This window comes from Allobosea sp. 117 (assembly GCF_000702305.1).
GTDB lineage: Bacteria > Pseudomonadota > Alphaproteobacteria > Rhizobiales > Xanthobacteraceae > Ancylobacter.
This window is the reverse complement of the sequence record NZ_JNLC01000010.1, coordinates 560,027-574,720: the sequence shown is the minus strand read 5'-3', so window position 1 is coordinate 574,720 and position 14,694 is coordinate 560,027. Positions and strand designations below refer to the sequence as shown.

The following is a 14,694-nucleotide window of genomic DNA, read 5'->3' as shown; positions in this document are numbered from 1 at the left end:
AATGCCCGTTCAGGGTTTCGCGTCGCAGGCGGCGGTCGCCTTGTCGCGCTGCGCGCGGGCGCTCGGCATATCGCCATATTTCGCCTTGGCGTCGGCCGCGCATCGCGCGTGCTTTTCCTGATCGGCCGCCGAACGGTTTTTCATGGGCTTGGCGGCCTGGTTCTTGGCCTCGGCACCGCCGGCAAAGCTGACGCAGACGCCAAGCACGATCATCGACAGGCGCATCATGACAACACCCATTTACCGGCGACCGGATGTACCAATACAGCATCTCGCGTCCGAGTTGAAGCTGGCTGCGGAATGACTCAGGGCGTCGCCACCGATGCCGCTCGGCGCTCGGGCAGTCCGACGGCGGCGAGATCGGCATGCACGCGCCGCGCGATGGCCGGATCGGGGAAGAAGCGCGCCACCATGGCGTCGGTCTGCTCCGCCCAGGCGGGCGAGAGCTCGACCAGCCGGCGCAGGTCGGCGCGCGCCGCCTCGTCCTCGCCGGCAAGGTGGCTCGCCAGCGCACGGGCGAGCAGGCCGGGCGCATAGCCCTCGCCCATCAGATGGTCGGCGGCGGCGGAGGCGGCCGGCGCGTCGCCCTTGAGATAGGCGGCGATGACGCGGTGATAGTCCACCCAGGGCGGCATGCCCGGCGCGACCTGCCGCACGCTCGCCAGCATCGCCTCGCCGCGCTCGACCTGGCCGAGCGTGATCAGGCGGCCGCCGACATCGGCGATCACCTCGACATCGTAGGGGTTCAGCTCCAGCGCGGTCTCGCCGGCGGCGATGGCCTGGCCCCGCTCGCCGCGGAAGAAATGCACGTCCATCAGCGCCCGGCGGGCATAGGCGCTGGTCGGCGCCAGCTCGACCGCCTGCTCGGCGGCGGCGAGCGCGCGGTTGAGCGCGGGGGTATCGGTGCGCGGGTTCACGCCGTTGCGCACCTCATCGAGATAGAGCTCCGCAAGCAGCGCGTAGCCGAGCGCAAAGCCGCTATCGGCGGCCACCGCCCGCTCCAGGCAGGCGCGGGCGCTCGCATGCTCGGCGGGAATGAAGCTGCGCCAGTAGCCATAGGCCTCGAGCACGCAGCCATAGGCGCCCGCCGTCGCCGTGCCACCGCCGGCCGCTGCAATGCGCGCGCGGGCACGGGCCTGGATGATGCCGTAGGGCTCGGCGATGGCGGCCATGATGTCGCGCACCAGCGCAATCTCGGTGGCGGTCGGATCGCCGCTGCGCTTGAGGCTCTCGAACTCGCGCGACCAGACGATGGTGCCGTCGCACACATCGACCAGGCGCAGCAGCACGGCGACGCTTCCGTCCTCGTGGTTCTCCACGAGGCCGCCGAGCGAGAAGGCCGAGAAGACGCGGTCGGTCCCCGCGCCGCAGTCGCTGGCCGGGCGGACATCGGGCGTCGCCAGCACGTCGAGCAGATCGAAGCGGGCCAGCGCGTCGCGCACGCGCACCTCGATCGCCAGCGGGTCGAATTCGGCGGTGTCGGCGCCCGCATCGGCGGAGGCGCCGCCTGCCTTGCCTACCGAGGCGGCGTGCAGCGAGGCCCCGGTCTGCTCGAAGGGACGCACCTCGATCATCGGGATGCCGAGCCGGTCGGCGCGCTCGACCGGCTGCAGCGCCGAGCCGGCGACCAGAGCCCGCAGCGCCGCCGTGCCGAAGCCCTCGAACAGGCCTGCCGCCAGCAGCCCGACCGCCAACAGGGCGAGCGCCGTGACGATTAGCCATGGTGGCACGCGCCTTCCCGCATGCGCCGATGGGGGAAGAACCGGCAGCCGGTCTGGCGCGGGAAGAGGCGGCGAATCCACCGCTGGATCGACGGCGCCCTCGCCATTCTCCTCGACCGGCGGCAAGCCGTCGCGGCGCAGGCGGAACTGCGGCACATAGCTGCCACGCGGCACCAGGATGACGATCTCGTCATTGGCGCCGGCACCGGCATAATAGCGCTCCAGCGCGCGGCGCAGCCGGGTGGCCTCGACGCGCACGATCGGATCGGCCTGCGGATCGAAGGAAGGATCGCGGCCGAGCGCCTCCACCGCGATGGTGTAGCCCTTAATCGCCTCGCGGCGCCCGTCCAGCGTCGCCTCGACCACGAAGCGCAGTATGTTGGAGAGTTGCGGGGACGAGCGCAGCTCATCGGCGTCGAGCACGCGCGCGAGCACTTCGCGCACCGCCTCCGGGGCGATGGCCTCCCCGGCTGCGTCGGACGTGCCGGAACCGGTCTCAGCCCGCTCGACGATGTCGCTCTGTGGCACTCTCGCGTCCTGCTCTGCCTTGCCTAGGCCGACGGGGCTCCGGCACGCCGCCGTGCCGCGCTGTCATATCGTCATTCTAGCCGATGACGTAAGGGGAATGCAGCACGCTTGGGGCGAGTTGATGACCGACCCCGGTATGCCAACGGCGCTGCGCTGTAGGGTTAGAAGGGAAAGTGATCACATCATCACAATTTCTCGCGTGCCGGAAACTGCCGTTTTATTGTACATGACTAAAAGCACATCCTGCCCGTTCCGACGATGACCGGAGACCCGAATGTCCCTCGCCTATGATCACAGCGGTGCCCCCGACGCGGTGCCGAACGACCTTGAAGCGTTCTGGATTCCCTTCACCCCGAACCGCGCCTTCAAGAAGCGGCCGCGCCTGGTCTCGCGCTCGAAGGACATGCACTATTACACGCCCGAGGGTCGCCCGATCCTCGACGCGACCGCGGGCCTGTGGTGCGCCAATGCCGGCCATAACCGCGACCCGATCGTCGAGGCGATCCAGAAGCAGGCGGCGGAAATGGATTTCGCCCCGCCCTTCCAGTACGGCCACCCGAAGTCGTTCGCGGTTTCCGCCCGCATCGCGGCGCTGGCGCCGGGCGATCTCGACCATGTGTTCCTGTGCAATTCCGGCTCGGAAGCCGGCGACACCGCGCTGAAGATCGCGCTCGCCTATCACGCCACCCGCGGCAACGCGACCCGCACCCGCCTGATCGGCCGCGAGCGCGGCTATCACGGCGTCGGCTTCGGCGGCATCTCGGTCGGCGGCATGTCGCCGAACCGCAAGATGTTCGGCTCGCTGCTGCCGGGCGTCGACCACCTGCCGCACACCTACAATCGCGAGAAGCAGGCCTTCTCGAAGGGCGAGCCGGAGTGGGGCGCCGAGCGCGCCGACGCGCTGGAAGGCCTTGTTGCGCTGCACGACGCCTCGACCATCGCGGCGGTGATCGTCGAGCCGATGTCGGGCTCCACCGGCGCCATTCCCGCGCCAAAGGGCTATCTCAAGAAGCTGCGCGAGATCTGCGACAAATACGGCATCCTGCTGATCTTCGACGAGGTCATCACCGGCTTCGGCCGTCTTGGCTACGCCTTCGCCGCCGAGCGCTACGGCGTCATTCCGGACATGATCACCTTCGCCAAGGGCGTCACCTCCGGCGCGGTGCCGATGGGCGGCGTGCTGGTGCGCAAGCACATCTACGACACCTTCGTGAAGAGCGACGAGCCGATCATCGACCTGTTCCACGGTTACACCTATTCCGCGCATCCTCTGGCCTGCGCCGCCTCGCTGGCGACGCTCGACCTCTATCGCGAGGAAGGGCTGTTCGAGCGGGCGCGCGCCATGGAGCCGGTCTGGGCTGACGCGTTCCACACGCTGCGCGGCAAGCCGGGCGTGCTGGACATCCGCACGGTGGGCCTCGTCGGCGCGGTGGACTTCGCCGCGCGCGAGGACGGCGTCGGCCGGCGCGCCTATGACGGCATGGAGCACCTCTTCCACGAGGAAGGCATGATGGTGCGCACCGCCGGCGACACCTTCGCCGTCTCGCCGCCGCTGATCGTCAGCGAGAGCGAGATCGGCCAGATCGTCGAGAAGATCGGCCGGACGCTCGACAAGATCTTCTGAGCCTCAAAGGACGGCGCGCCGCGGCCAGCCCGCGCCGTCCTTCGCCCGGCACGCGTCACGGCGACGTCGTGTTAAGGACTTCCCAGAACGCCATCGGCGCGCCCGCCCAGTGCCAGAAGCTGTAGGACGGATAGCCGCGATCGTGGACGAGCCGGATGAACTGGCGTGCCCGCTCGGCCGAGGCCGAGGCGGACGCGCAGCCGCCGCCGTCGCCGATCCACGCCGCACCGACCGGACAGAACGGGATCGTGACATGCGCGTTGCCGGCCACGGCGCGATCGAGCCGGTGCTCGACGCTCGGGCTGCCACCATAATAGACCTGCGGAAAATTCACCGTGGCGTGGGCCGCGATCTTGTTGAAGCGCGGCAGCCAGCCGCCGATGTTCTGCGGAATGTCGTTGCTCGATATCGCCAGCGGGATGTTGTTCGCATTGGCAAGGGTGCGCATGGCGTCCCCATATTGGTCGGCGCGGGTGGCATCGCCCCGGAAGAACTCGGCACCACCTTCGGCATCCATGATGAGGCCGTCGAGCGGGAATTGCTGGACGAGGCCGGAGACGACCGCGACTTCCGCGTTCACGTCCGCCGTGGTCTCGCAATAAGGGACGTGCCAGCCCCAGACCTGGATATTGGCTGCGTGAGCTCGCTGGATGAGGTCGGCAAAACGGTTGCCCGTCGCACCGGTGACGTTCGCATATTTCTGCGCGCCGTCGGCGATCTTGACCCAGAGCTGGCTCAGTCGGGCGCGGCGGGCCTTTTCGATGATCTTCGGTACGCTGCCCTCGGCGTTGATGATCGGCTGCAATTTCCAGATGTAGATGGCGCGGTCGGTCATTGTTCCCCCCTGTCGCGGCGCCTGTTTGCGAAACCTCGACGACAACCGGCCGGGACCGCATTCACGCGCGCGACCGCATCGCCCCTCCCGGTGCGGGTTCGGAGGGGTGGCGTTCGCGCGGCGCGCGCATGCCGGCCTTAGAATATTCTTTAAGTTGTATATCTATTCAAAATCTCCTTCAAGTTGTAGATCGATCGTGGATCGATCGGCCGCGACTGGCCATCGCCGCTGCCTGCCGGTAAGCAACGGCGCATGAGCGCCGCCTCCGCCCTCCCCATCGATGATGCCCTGCCCGCCCTGCGCGCCGCGCTCGCCTCCAGCCCGAACGCCGTGCTGGTTGCGCCGCCGGGAGCGGGCAAGACGACGCGGGTGCCGCTGGCGCTGCTCGACGAGCCGTGGGTCGCGGGCCGTCGCATCCTGGTGCTGGAGCCCCGCCGCATCGCCGCGCGGGCGGCGGCCGAGCGCATGGCCTCGGAGCTGGGCGAGGTGGCCGGCGGCACAGTCGGCTATCGCGTGCGCTTCGGCTCGAAGACCGGCCCGCGCACCCGTATCGAGTTGATCACCGAAGGCATCTTCACCCGCATGGTGCTCGACGACCCGGAGCTCTCTGGTGTCGCCGCCGTGCTGTTCGACGAGTTCCACGAACGCTCGCTCGACGCCGATCTCGGCCTTGCCCTCGCGCTCGACGCGCAAGGCGGGCTGCGCGAGGAGCTGCGCATCCTCGTCATGTCGGCGACGCTCGACGGGGCGCGTGTGGCGCGCCTGCTCGGCGACGCGCCGGTCATCGCAAGCGAGGGCCGCGCCTTTCCGGTCGAGACGCGCTATCTCGGGCGCGACCCGCGCGCGCCGATCGAGCGGCAGATGGCCGACGCCGTGCTGCGCGCGCTTGCTGCGGATCGAGGGTCCGTGCTCGCCTTCCTGCCCGGCACGGCGGAGATCCGCCGCACCGAGCGGCTCTTGCGCGAGGCAGTGAGCGATCCCGCCGTTGACATCGATCCGCTCTATGGCGCCATGGAGCCGCGCGAGCAGGACCGCGCCATCACTCCTGCGCCGGCCGGGCGGCGCAAGGTGGTGCTCGCCACCTCCATCGCCGAGACCAGCCTCACCATCGAGGGCGTGCGCATCGTGGTCGATTCCGGTCTCGCCCGCGTGCCGCGCTTCGAGCCGGCGGTGGGGCTGACGCGGCTTGAGACGGTGCGGGTGTCGCGCGCGGCGGCCGACCAGCGGCGCGGCCGCGCCGGCCGCACCGAGCCCGGCATCTGCTGGCGGCTGTGGAACGAGGCGGAAACGGCGAGCCTGCCCGCCTATGCGACGCCGGAAATCCTCGCCGCCGACCTCTCGCGGCTGGTGCTCGACCTCGCGGTCTGGGGCGTCGGCGATCCTGGCGCCCTCGCCTTCCTCGATCCGCCGCCGGCGGCCGCCTGCAAGGAGGCACGCGTGCTGCTCACGGCGCTCGGCGCGGTCGACGGCGACGGGCGGGTGACGGCGCTCGGCCGGCGCATGGCGCGGCTGCCGCTGGAACCCCGGCTCGCGCGCATGGTGATCGAGGGCGCTGCGCTCGGCGCCGGCGGGGCGGCGGCGCGGCTCGCCGTGCTGGTCTCGGAGCGCGGGCTCGGTGGGGATGCGGTCGATCTCGCGCATCGGCTCGACGATTTCGCCCGCGACCGTTCGCGGCGGGCCGAAGAGGCACGGCGCCTGGCGGAGCGCTGGGCGCGCGAGACTGGCGACGGCGCGGCCGCGGATCGGGCGGGGGCGCCTTCGCCCGGCCTGCTGCTCGCCCTCGCCTTTCCCGACCGGATCGCCCGCGCGCGCGGCGACGGTCGGCGCTTCGTGCTGGCGAACGGGCGAGGCGCGGTGATGGACCCGGCCCTGCCACTCGCCCGCGCGCGCTTCCTCGCCGTCGCCGAGCTTGCCGGCACGGCGGACGAGGCGCGCATCCTCTCGGCCGCCGAGCTCGGCGAGGAGGAATTGATCGGGCATTTCACCGATGCGATCACCTCCGGCGTCGAGACCGCCTTCGACCCTGTGGCCGGCGCGGTGCGGGCGCGGCATGTCCGCCGGCTCGGCGCGCTGGTGCTGAGCGAGCGGCCGGCGAAGGTCGAGCCGGGCGTCGACACCGCCACGGTGCTGGCACGCGCTGCGGCGGCACGCGGCATCGACCGGCTGCCCTTCTCGACGGCACAGCGGCAATGGCTCGACCGCATACGCTTTCTGCATACGAGCGCGCCGGACGTCTGGCCAGACCTGTCCGACGCGTGGCTCGCCGCGCATCCCGAGGACTGGCTCGCGCCGGCGCTGGACGGGATCACCTCGCTCGACTCCATCGATGCCGACCGTCTCGGCCGCCCCCTCGCCGCGCTCTTGCCGTGGGAGCTGGCGCGGCGGCTGGACGAGGAGGCGCCGACGCATTTCGAGGTGCCGACCGGCTCGCGCCTGCCGATCGACTATGCCGCCGAGGGTGGCCCGCTGCTCGCCGTGCGGGTGCAGGAACTGTTCGGGCTTGGCATCCATCCCGCGATCGCGCAGGGCCGGGTGCCGCTCACCCTCGCTCTGCTCTCGCCGGCGCACCGGCCGATCCAGCTCACCCGCGACCTGCCCGCCTTCTGGCGCGGCTCCTGGCGCGACGTGCGCGCCGACATGCGCGGGCGCTATCCGAAGCACCCCTGGCCGGAGGATCCGGCCAGCGCCGAGCCGACGCGGCGCGCCAAGCCACGCGGCAGCTAAGCCTCGACGCCTGCGCGTTACCGTCGGTTTCACGGACCGCCGCAAGCATTGCTTCACCCGCCGCGTCTATCCTCGCGGCATGATCCGCATCGTCTTGATCTTCGCGGGCGCGATGCTCGCCTTCGCCTATGTCGCGCCGACGGCGCTGCAGGGCATTGGCGAAACCGACGGCGGAGCGGACAGTGCGGCCCCGCCGCGGGCCGCATCCGCGCGCGCTCCCGAGCCGGCGCCGGACCTGAAGACCATCGGCAACCGGTTCCGCGTCGCGGCGGACCGCTCGGGCCATTTCCTGGTCGACGCGCGCATTAACGGGCGTTCCGTCGACGCCGTGGTCGACACCGGTGCCACCATGGTGGCGCTGCGCTATGAGGACGCCCGGCAGATGGGGCTCATCAAGCCCTCGGACGCGTTCGACCAGCGCGTCGGCACGGCGAACGGCGTGGCGCGCGCCCGGCTGGTGCGGCTGTCGAGCGTGAAGGTGGGTCCGGTGACGGTGAACGACGTCGACGCGCTGGTCGCGGCCCCGGGCGCGCTGGGCATCAATCTTCTGGGCATGACGTTCCTGCGCCGGCTGGCGAGGTTCGAGGTCAGCGGCAGCGTATTGGAGCTCGAGCGCTGAGAGCGCACCGGCAAATCCCGGCCGCCGTCGAGGCATTCCGACAGTTCAGCAGGACTTGTAGCAGATCTTCTCGAACAGGCGCGGCCGGGTATAGGCGATCTGGTCGAGATGAATCAGGCCGGTCTTCACCACGATATCGAACATCGTATTATAGTCATACGACGTCTCGCCCATGATCAGCGTCGATCCGTTGACCGTGATGCCCGCCGGCATGCTGACGACGCTACCGGTCGAGGTGCCGCTGGCGCCAGCGGTGCAGTCTCCACCGGCGAACTTGCGGCTCCAGGCGACCTTGGAGACACCCGAGGTGTCGGTCGCGATGCTGCTCACCACCACCGTCATCTTGGTGCGGTCGTGCGGCGCGATCATCGCGACCGTACCCTGGCAGATCGAGGCGAGCGTCGCATCGGTCAGGGTCTGCGTGGACTGGCGCGCGATCAGGTCCGCGGCGACGCGCGCCGCGAGGCTCACCTTGCGGTCGATGGCGAGCGCCTGGGTCAGATCGGTGCCACCGAGATAAAGCAGGAACATGACCGGCGCGATGAGCGCGAACTCGACGGCGGCCATGGCACGGCTGTCGCGCCCGAAGCGGCGCAGCGAACGGCGGGGACGCCGGGAAGCCCGAGTGGAAGCGATCATTGGTAGGGCTCGTTCCTGAACACCATGGTGGCGACCATGAGGGTGGATCCGTCGGGCTGGTTCCCGAAATCGAGGCCGACGTTCCGCGCCGCCTCCGCTATGACGCCGGTCCATTTGTAGTAGAGACGGACCATGACGATGTCGTCGGGGCCGCCCGCCGAGTAGATGAGTTGCGTCGAATCGAAATTGCCGTCGTCGTCGGTCGGAATGGCGACGCTTTCGTCGAAGGTGCTCAGCGTGCGCACATCGGTCCACACCTTGCCGCTGCAGTCGATCATCGACGGCACGCGGGCGCACACTTCGCCCTTGAAGCGCGCGGCATCGAAGCCTTCGTCCTGGGCCTGACCGGTGAGGATGAGGCGGCTTGAATCGATCGTCGCCGTCTCGATCATCTGGTTGGCCATCATGAAGAAGGCGGTCTCGAAGATGCCGATCAGCAGGGCGAAGAAAACCGGCCCCACTATCGCGAACTCGACGGCGGTCACGCCATCATCGGCGCGGGAGAAGCGCCTGAGAAGACGGTGCAAGAGAGGGACAGCGGGGCTCATATTCGTGCGACGCTCTGGCCGAGGGGATATGTCCCCGGATGATGATCGTCACGACCCTAGAGCATCCGGCTTGCCGGCCGGTTTCCCGCGCTGTCGAAAAATCGACGGATTTCGTAAAGCCTTCTTAAGACTTTCTCCTCGCGCGGCGCATCACTCGCGCACGAGCGAGCACACGCGCTCAAGCGCGAATCATTTCTGCCCGGTCGAGAGCGCGTTGCGATCCTCGATCTGCTTGGCGAGCAACTCGAAGATCGGCTTCTCGTCGCCGATGGACAGGACAGGATCGCAAGCCGGCGAGCAGTTGAGCGTCTCGCGCGCATTGGCACGATAGACGGTGACGGTCTGGACGCCACCGCGGGTGACGGAGATGTCGCGGTCGAGCAGCACGGCGCCGGCGGCGTCGAGAGCCACGAGATTGGTGCGCCCATAGCTCTTGCCGGTGATGACGAGGATGCCGCCGTTCTGCGGCGTGCCGTCGGCGATCATCGGATTGCCGACCACCAGCGTGGCGACGTTCTGGGGCAGCCGCACCATCCGCGCCTCGTTCATCTGCAGGATCAGATCATCGGACTGCGCGAAGGCGGCTGAAGTGGCGAATACCGCGAGCAAAGCCGCCGCGATGCGGGACACGCAGGATTTCGGACGAAAATGACGTTCGAACATGGCGGATCCCAGCCTCTGAAGGGAAGCGGATCGCACAGACGCACGCGATCCCCATGCAATTTGCAACCAAATTGATGAAAATAGCGCTAACGCGGCGGCCGTTGTTAACCATGCCGGGCCGCTGAGCGCCAGGCATGCCGCACCTCGTCGGAAAGGGGCGCGTCACCCGGCACGGCCGGCTTCGTCCAGCCAGCGGAAGCATCTGCGCTTTTCAGAACTTCAAGTATTCGTATTGACGCCTGCTTAACCATCAGCTTCAGACAGTACAAATTTACGAATAGTCTCGGCACGATTTAACCTTGCAGCAAGAGCTCCTGCGTAGATTTGCGACATCAACCGAGCGGGCGACGACAAAGAACGCTCCGACGGTCGAGTGCAGTCAAACAGTGGATCCAGGAGATTACCTATGAAGAACGTTTTCGCTCGCTTCGTGAAGGACGAGTCCGGCGCCACCGCCATCGAGTATGGCCTGATCGCCGCCGGCATCGCCGTCGTGATCATCCTTGCGGTGCAGCTCGTTGGTAGCAACCTCACCCTGACCTTCGACAGGATCGCTCAGGAAATCGCGCCGAAGTCCTGATCCGACGGGTTAGCGCTCGTGGTTCAGAGAGGGCTCCGCCTGGCGGAGCCCTCTTTTGCAAGGTGACGCGCGTTTGCGCGGAATTTGTCTTTCTGATCGCTCCCGCCGGTATCGGGGACCGCCATGATCGCTCAAATCCTCGTCCTCGGTGTCTTCCCGGCCGCCATGGCCTATGCGGCGGCGAGCGACCTTCTCACCATGACGATCTCCAACAAGCTGGCCGCGATCCTCATCGCCGGCTTCTATGTCGTGGCGCTGGCGCTCGGCATGCCGGCCTCGGCCATCGTCATGCACAGCATCGCCTGCCTCGCCGTGCTCTCCGTCACCTTCGCGATGTTCGCGGCGGGCTGGATCGGCGGCGGCGATGCCAAGTTCGCCGCGGCGGTGGCGCTGTGGCTCGGCTTCGAGCAGTTGCTCGACTACATATTGATCGCGAGCGTGCTCGGCGGCGTGCTGACCCTCGCCCTTCTCGCGGTGCGGCGCTATGCGCTTCCGCTCGTTCTCATGAAACAGGACTGGGTGGCGCGCCTACACGCCCCCACCACCGGGATTCCCTATGGAATCGCGCTGGCCGGCGCCGCTCTGCTGATCTACCCGCACGGCTCGATCATGCGGGCCCTGGCCGGCTGAGATCAGCCTCCGGCTAGATGTAGCTGCAAATCATTAACTACACAGACAGGCACTTCGCTCCACCCGCCGGTTTTAACGTGCAGTCAAGAACTGCCGCCTAATGTCAAACCACAATAAAAAACTGTCTAGGGACAGATAATCCTAATGACAATGGCAAGCAGAGAGAGCGTGATGGGACACCCTTCTCATCGGCGGCGGGGAGCCGTCGCCCGCAGGCACGAAGGTACCGGCCTCGAATACGGATTGATTGCAGCCGCGCTGGCGATCGCCATCGTGACGGTGGTCGCCGGGCTGAGCAGCCGCTACGGCGCGGCCGGCATGGGCGCGACACAGGCCCCGAGCATCTCCGCGCAGAGCCTGTCGCGGTGAGCATCAAGGGTTAACGCCCGCCTGACCCGTCCTGCAAAAAGATACCGCTCATTAACCATGAATTGACGTTTCTCTGTTCGAATGACGCTCGGGGTCGGTTGATCCCGCCTTGCGTCGTCCTGGAGCCGTCGTTTCATGAAAATCGCGCGCATCGTGGTGCTGATGGTCGCCGTCGTGGCGGGCGGCACGGCCTATGTACTTTCCCGGCGCGGCACGGTGACCGCGCCCGCTCCGCAGGTCACGAAATCGGTCGACACCGTCGGCGTGCTGGTCGCCCGGCGCGACATCGATGTCGGCCGCCGGCTCACCGCCGACGATCTCACCTGGCAGAGCTGGCCCACGAGCTCGGCGGGCGACGGCACCATCCGCCAGACGAACTCGCCTGACGCCATCGGCGAATATACCGGCGCGGTCGCGCGCGGTCCGTTCTTCTCCGGCGAACCGATCCGCACGCAGAAGATCATCAAGGCCGACGGCTCCGGCTTCCTCTCGGCGATCCTCGCCAGCGGCATGCGCGCGGTCTCGATCGAGGTGAACGAGGATAAGCGGGCGGCGGGCTTCATCCTGCCGAACGACCGGGTCGACGTGCTGCTCACCCACAAGGACACCGAGGCCCAGAAGCGCGGCACCGACCAGCTCGTCACCGAGACCGTGCTGACCAATATCCGGGTGCTCACGGTCGGCCAGACCATCGAGGAAAAGGACGGTGATCGCTCGGTCGCCGGCAAGACGCCGGTGACGCTGGAGCTCGATCCCGGGCAGGCGGAGATCCTCGCCTCAGCCAGCGAGAACGGGACGCTGTCCCTCTCGCTGCGCTCCATCGCCGATTCAGCCCCCGGCACCGGCGGCACCGCCAAGCGTGAAGCCAACTCCATCAGCATCGTGCGCTACGGCGTGCCGAGCGTGGCAACGTCGCGCTGAGGAAGGGATCATCCATGCAGCCCCGCTCCACCCTTCCCGCCCCGACGCCGAAGTCGCGGATGGCCCTGCTGCTGGCAGGCGCCGCGCTCCTCGCCGGCGCGGCGCTCCTGACGCCGGCGCCCGCACAGGCTGCAGACAAGACGTTGTCCGCCGGCTACGCCTCCACACCGGTGCGTGCACAGGTGCTGGCGCTCGGCATCGGCAAGTCGATCGTGATCGACCTGCCGCGAGAGACCAAGGATGTGCTGGTCGGCAACCCCGGCATCGCCAATGCGGTGGTGCGCTCCTCGCAACGGGCCTATCTCATCGGCGTCGCGCCGGGGCAGACCAGCATCGTGTTCTTCGACGCGGAGGGCCGGCAGATCGTCGCCTATGACGTCGAGGTCGGTCGCGATGGCACCGGCATGAAGGCGGCGCTGGCGCGCATGCTGCCGAACGCGGCGATCAACGTCGATGTGGTGAACGACAGCGTGGTGCTCTCCGGCCAGGTCGCCAATGCCGGCGAGGCGCAGACCATCGTCGACGCCGCCGCCAAGCTGGTCGGCGACCCGGCCAAGGTGGTCAACGGCCTGACGATCAAGGATCGCGAGCAGGTGCTGCTGAAGGTCACGGTCGCGGAGGTCCAGCGCACGGTGATCAAGCAGCTCGGCGTCGACTGGAACGCCGAGAACCTGCATATCGGCGGCATGGTGTTCTCGGCGGCGACCGGGCTGCCCTTCTCGGTGAACGGCAATCCCAATGCCGCGATCGCCGGCGACCGCATCAAGAACATCATCGTGCCGGACTACGGTACCGACAAGACCGTCTATGCGCGCGACAGCATCGGCGCGACGGTCAAGGCGCTCGAAGAAGCCCGCGTCTTCCGCACGCTCGCCGAACCGACGCTCACCGCCATCTCCGGCGAAGCGGCCGACTTCCTGGCCGGCGGCGAGTTCCCGGTGCCGGTCTGTACGCCGACGAATGGCGGCTGCGCCTGGAGCATCGAATACAAGCCCTTCGGCGTGCAACTGAAATTCACCCCGGTGGTGATGTCTTCCGGCCGCATCAGCCTGCGGGTCAGCACCGAGGCGAGCGAGATCGATCCCACCATTTCGGCGACCATCCCCGCCGGCGCCAACACCTATACGACGCCCGGCTTCTCGGTGCGGCGCGCGACCTCCACCATCGAGCTCCCCTCCGGCGGCTCCATGGCGATGGCCGGCATGATCCAGCAGAAGACCCGCCAGGCCGTCGCCGGCCTGCCCGGCCTGCTGAGCCTTCCGGTGCTCGGCACGCTGTTCAAGAGCCGGGACTATCAGCGCGGCGAGACCGAGCTGGTCATCCTGGTGACGCCCTACCTCGCCAAGGCGGTCGCCCGCCAGAAGCTGGTGAAGCCCGACGACGGCTTCGCCGACCCGTCCGATCCGTCCACCGTCCTGCTGAGCCGGCTGAACCGCATCTACGGCGTGCCCGGCACCGCAGCCGACCCGCGGCGCTTCGAAGGCCGCTACGGCTTCATCATCGATTGAGGGCAGGAACCATGATGAGACAACGTCCCGCCTTCCGGACCCTGCTGCTGACGGGCGCCATGGCGCTCGCCGCCGGTGCCTGCACGCAGCAGCTCGCCGACCGCGACATCACCTCCTCCATATCGTCGGACTATCAGGTCAACCATCCGATCCGCATCGTCGAAGGCCGGCAGAGCATCGACCTCTATGTCGGCGCCGGGCGCGGCGGGCTCTCCCCGGAGCAGCGCGCGCAGGTCGCCTCCTTCGCCGGCATGTGGCGCCGCGACAGTTCGGGCGTGCTCTATGTCGAAGTGCCCTCGGGCACGCCGAACGAAATCGCCGCGCGCACCACCGCGAGGGAAATCCGCAGCGTCCTCTCCGCCTATGGCGTGCCGGCCAGCGCGGTCGTCACGCGCGCCGCGCGTCCGCCCGGAATCCCTGAGGAGCTGCCGCCGATCGTGCTTTCCTTCGGCAAGGTCGAGGCGCAGGTGGGCCAGTGCGGCCTGTGGCCAGACGATCTCGGACCGACCGCAGCAAAGAGCACCTGGGAAAACAGGCCCTACTACAATTTCGGCTGCGCCACGCAGAGCAACCTCGCGGCGCTGGTCGCCAATCCCGAGGACCTAGTGCAGCCCCGGCCGGAGACGCCGCCCATGGCGGCCCGCCGGCAGGTCGTCCTCGACAAGTATCGCCAGGGTGAGAACCCGGCGACCAAGTACAGCGAAAAAGAAGCGGCCAATATCCAGGAAGCGATCGGCAAGTAGCGGGGATGGTGGCGATGGCAACTCTTACAGCTCCACGCGTCG

At 68.3% G+C, this 14,694-nt stretch carries 15 protein-coding genes; 9 read left to right on the top strand and 6 right to left on the bottom strand.

The features are described 5' to 3' along the window. Nucleotides 1-9: 9 nt before the first annotated feature. Nucleotides 10-228 carry a hypothetical protein gene (locus tag U742_RS0104725; RefSeq protein WP_156034128.1) on the bottom strand — a complete coding sequence of 73 codons (219 nt, stop codon included), beginning with the start codon at nt 226-228 and terminating at the stop codon, nt 10-12. 77 nt (nt 229-305) lie between these two features. After that, on the bottom strand, nt 306-2,249 hold the full coding sequence (locus U742_RS0104720) for a tetratricopeptide repeat protein (RefSeq protein WP_029350545.1): 1,944 nt from the start codon (nt 2,247-2,249) through the stop codon (nt 306-308). 274 nt (nt 2,250-2,523) lie between these two features. Here U742_RS0104720 and U742_RS0104715 point away from each other — a divergent pair, with 274 nt between their 5' ends. After that, complete coding sequence (locus U742_RS0104715) at nt 2,524-3,873, top strand: omega-aminotransferase AptA (protein ID WP_029350543.1); 1,350 nt, start codon at nt 2,524-2,526, stop codon at nt 3,871-3,873. Between the two features lie 55 nt (nt 3,874-3,928). On the opposite strand, the gene U742_RS0104710 is transcribed toward U742_RS0104715, so the two are convergent. Then, nucleotides 3,929-4,708 carry a hypothetical protein gene (locus U742_RS0104710; protein WP_029350542.1) on the bottom strand — a complete coding sequence of 260 codons (780 nt, stop codon included), beginning with the start codon at nt 4,706-4,708 and terminating at the stop codon, nt 3,929-3,931. A 252-nt stretch (nt 4,709-4,960) separates the two neighbouring features. Between U742_RS0104710 and hrpB the strand changes: the two genes are divergently transcribed. Further along, nucleotides 4,961-7,432, top strand: coding sequence for an ATP-dependent helicase HrpB (gene hrpB / locus U742_RS0104705; protein WP_029350540.1), 2,472 nt, complete (start codon nt 4,961-4,963; stop codon nt 7,430-7,432). A gap of 79 nt (nt 7,433-7,511) precedes the next feature. After that, nucleotides 7,512-8,051 carry a retropepsin-like aspartic protease family protein gene (locus tag U742_RS0104700; protein ID WP_051660865.1) on the top strand — a complete coding sequence of 180 codons (540 nt, stop codon included), beginning with the start codon at nt 7,512-7,514 and terminating at the stop codon, nt 8,049-8,051. Between the two features lie 45 nt (nt 8,052-8,096). Here the strand turns inward: U742_RS0104700 and U742_RS0104695 are convergent, their stop codons facing one another. The 3 genes from U742_RS0104695 to U742_RS0104685 form a co-directional block, all read right to left on the bottom strand. After that, nucleotides 8,097-8,690, bottom strand: a complete 594-nt coding sequence (locus tag U742_RS0104695) for a TadE/TadG family type IV pilus assembly protein (RefSeq protein ID WP_029350538.1) — start codon at nt 8,688-8,690, stop codon at nt 8,097-8,099. Then, nucleotides 8,687-9,175 carry a TadE/TadG family type IV pilus assembly protein gene (locus U742_RS0104690; protein ID WP_051660864.1) on the bottom strand — a complete coding sequence of 163 codons (489 nt, stop codon included), beginning with the start codon at nt 9,173-9,175 and terminating at the stop codon, nt 8,687-8,689. The genes U742_RS0104695 and U742_RS0104690 overlap by 4 nt, the downstream gene beginning before the upstream one ends. A gap of 252 nt (nt 9,176-9,427) precedes the next feature. Continuing rightward, on the bottom strand, nt 9,428-9,868 hold the full coding sequence (locus tag U742_RS0104685) for a pilus assembly protein N-terminal domain-containing protein (RefSeq protein ID WP_197028172.1): 441 nt from the start codon (nt 9,866-9,868) through the stop codon (nt 9,428-9,430). A gap of 439 nt (nt 9,869-10,307) precedes the next feature. On the opposite strand from U742_RS0104685, the gene U742_RS22815 reads away from it, so the two are divergent. The 6 genes from U742_RS22815 to U742_RS0104655 all read left to right on the top strand — a co-directional run bounded on the left by U742_RS22815 (nt 10,308) and on the right by U742_RS0104655 (nt 14,652). Continuing rightward, nucleotides 10,308-10,481: a Flp family type IVb pilin gene (locus U742_RS22815; protein WP_081852825.1), complete on the top strand. Its 174-nt coding sequence runs from the start codon at nt 10,308-10,310 to the stop codon at nt 10,479-10,481. Nucleotides 10,482-10,604: 123 nt separating this feature from the next. After that, a complete protein-coding gene (locus U742_RS0104675) occupies nt 10,605-11,111 on the top strand; it encodes an A24 family peptidase (RefSeq protein WP_029350533.1) in 507 nt (168 codons plus the stop codon). A 243-nt stretch (nt 11,112-11,354) separates the two neighbouring features. Beyond that, on the top strand, nt 11,355-11,480 hold the full coding sequence (locus tag U742_RS23690; protein WP_282568314.1) for a hypothetical protein: 126 nt from the start codon (nt 11,355-11,357) through the stop codon (nt 11,478-11,480). Nucleotides 11,481-11,615: 135 nt separating this feature from the next. Then, nucleotides 11,616-12,401: a Flp pilus assembly protein CpaB gene (gene cpaB, locus U742_RS0104665; RefSeq protein ID WP_029350531.1), complete on the top strand. Its 786-nt coding sequence runs from the start codon at nt 11,616-11,618 to the stop codon at nt 12,399-12,401. Between the two features lie 14 nt (nt 12,402-12,415). Beyond that, nucleotides 12,416-13,909, top strand: coding sequence for a type II and III secretion system protein family protein (locus tag U742_RS0104660; RefSeq protein WP_029350529.1), 1,494 nt, complete (start codon nt 12,416-12,418; stop codon nt 13,907-13,909). A 14-nt stretch (nt 13,910-13,923) separates the two neighbouring features. Further along, nucleotides 13,924-14,652, top strand: coding sequence for a CpaD family pilus assembly protein (locus tag U742_RS0104655; protein WP_248310259.1), 729 nt, complete (start codon nt 13,924-13,926; stop codon nt 14,650-14,652). Nucleotides 14,653-14,694: the final 42 nt, after the last annotated feature.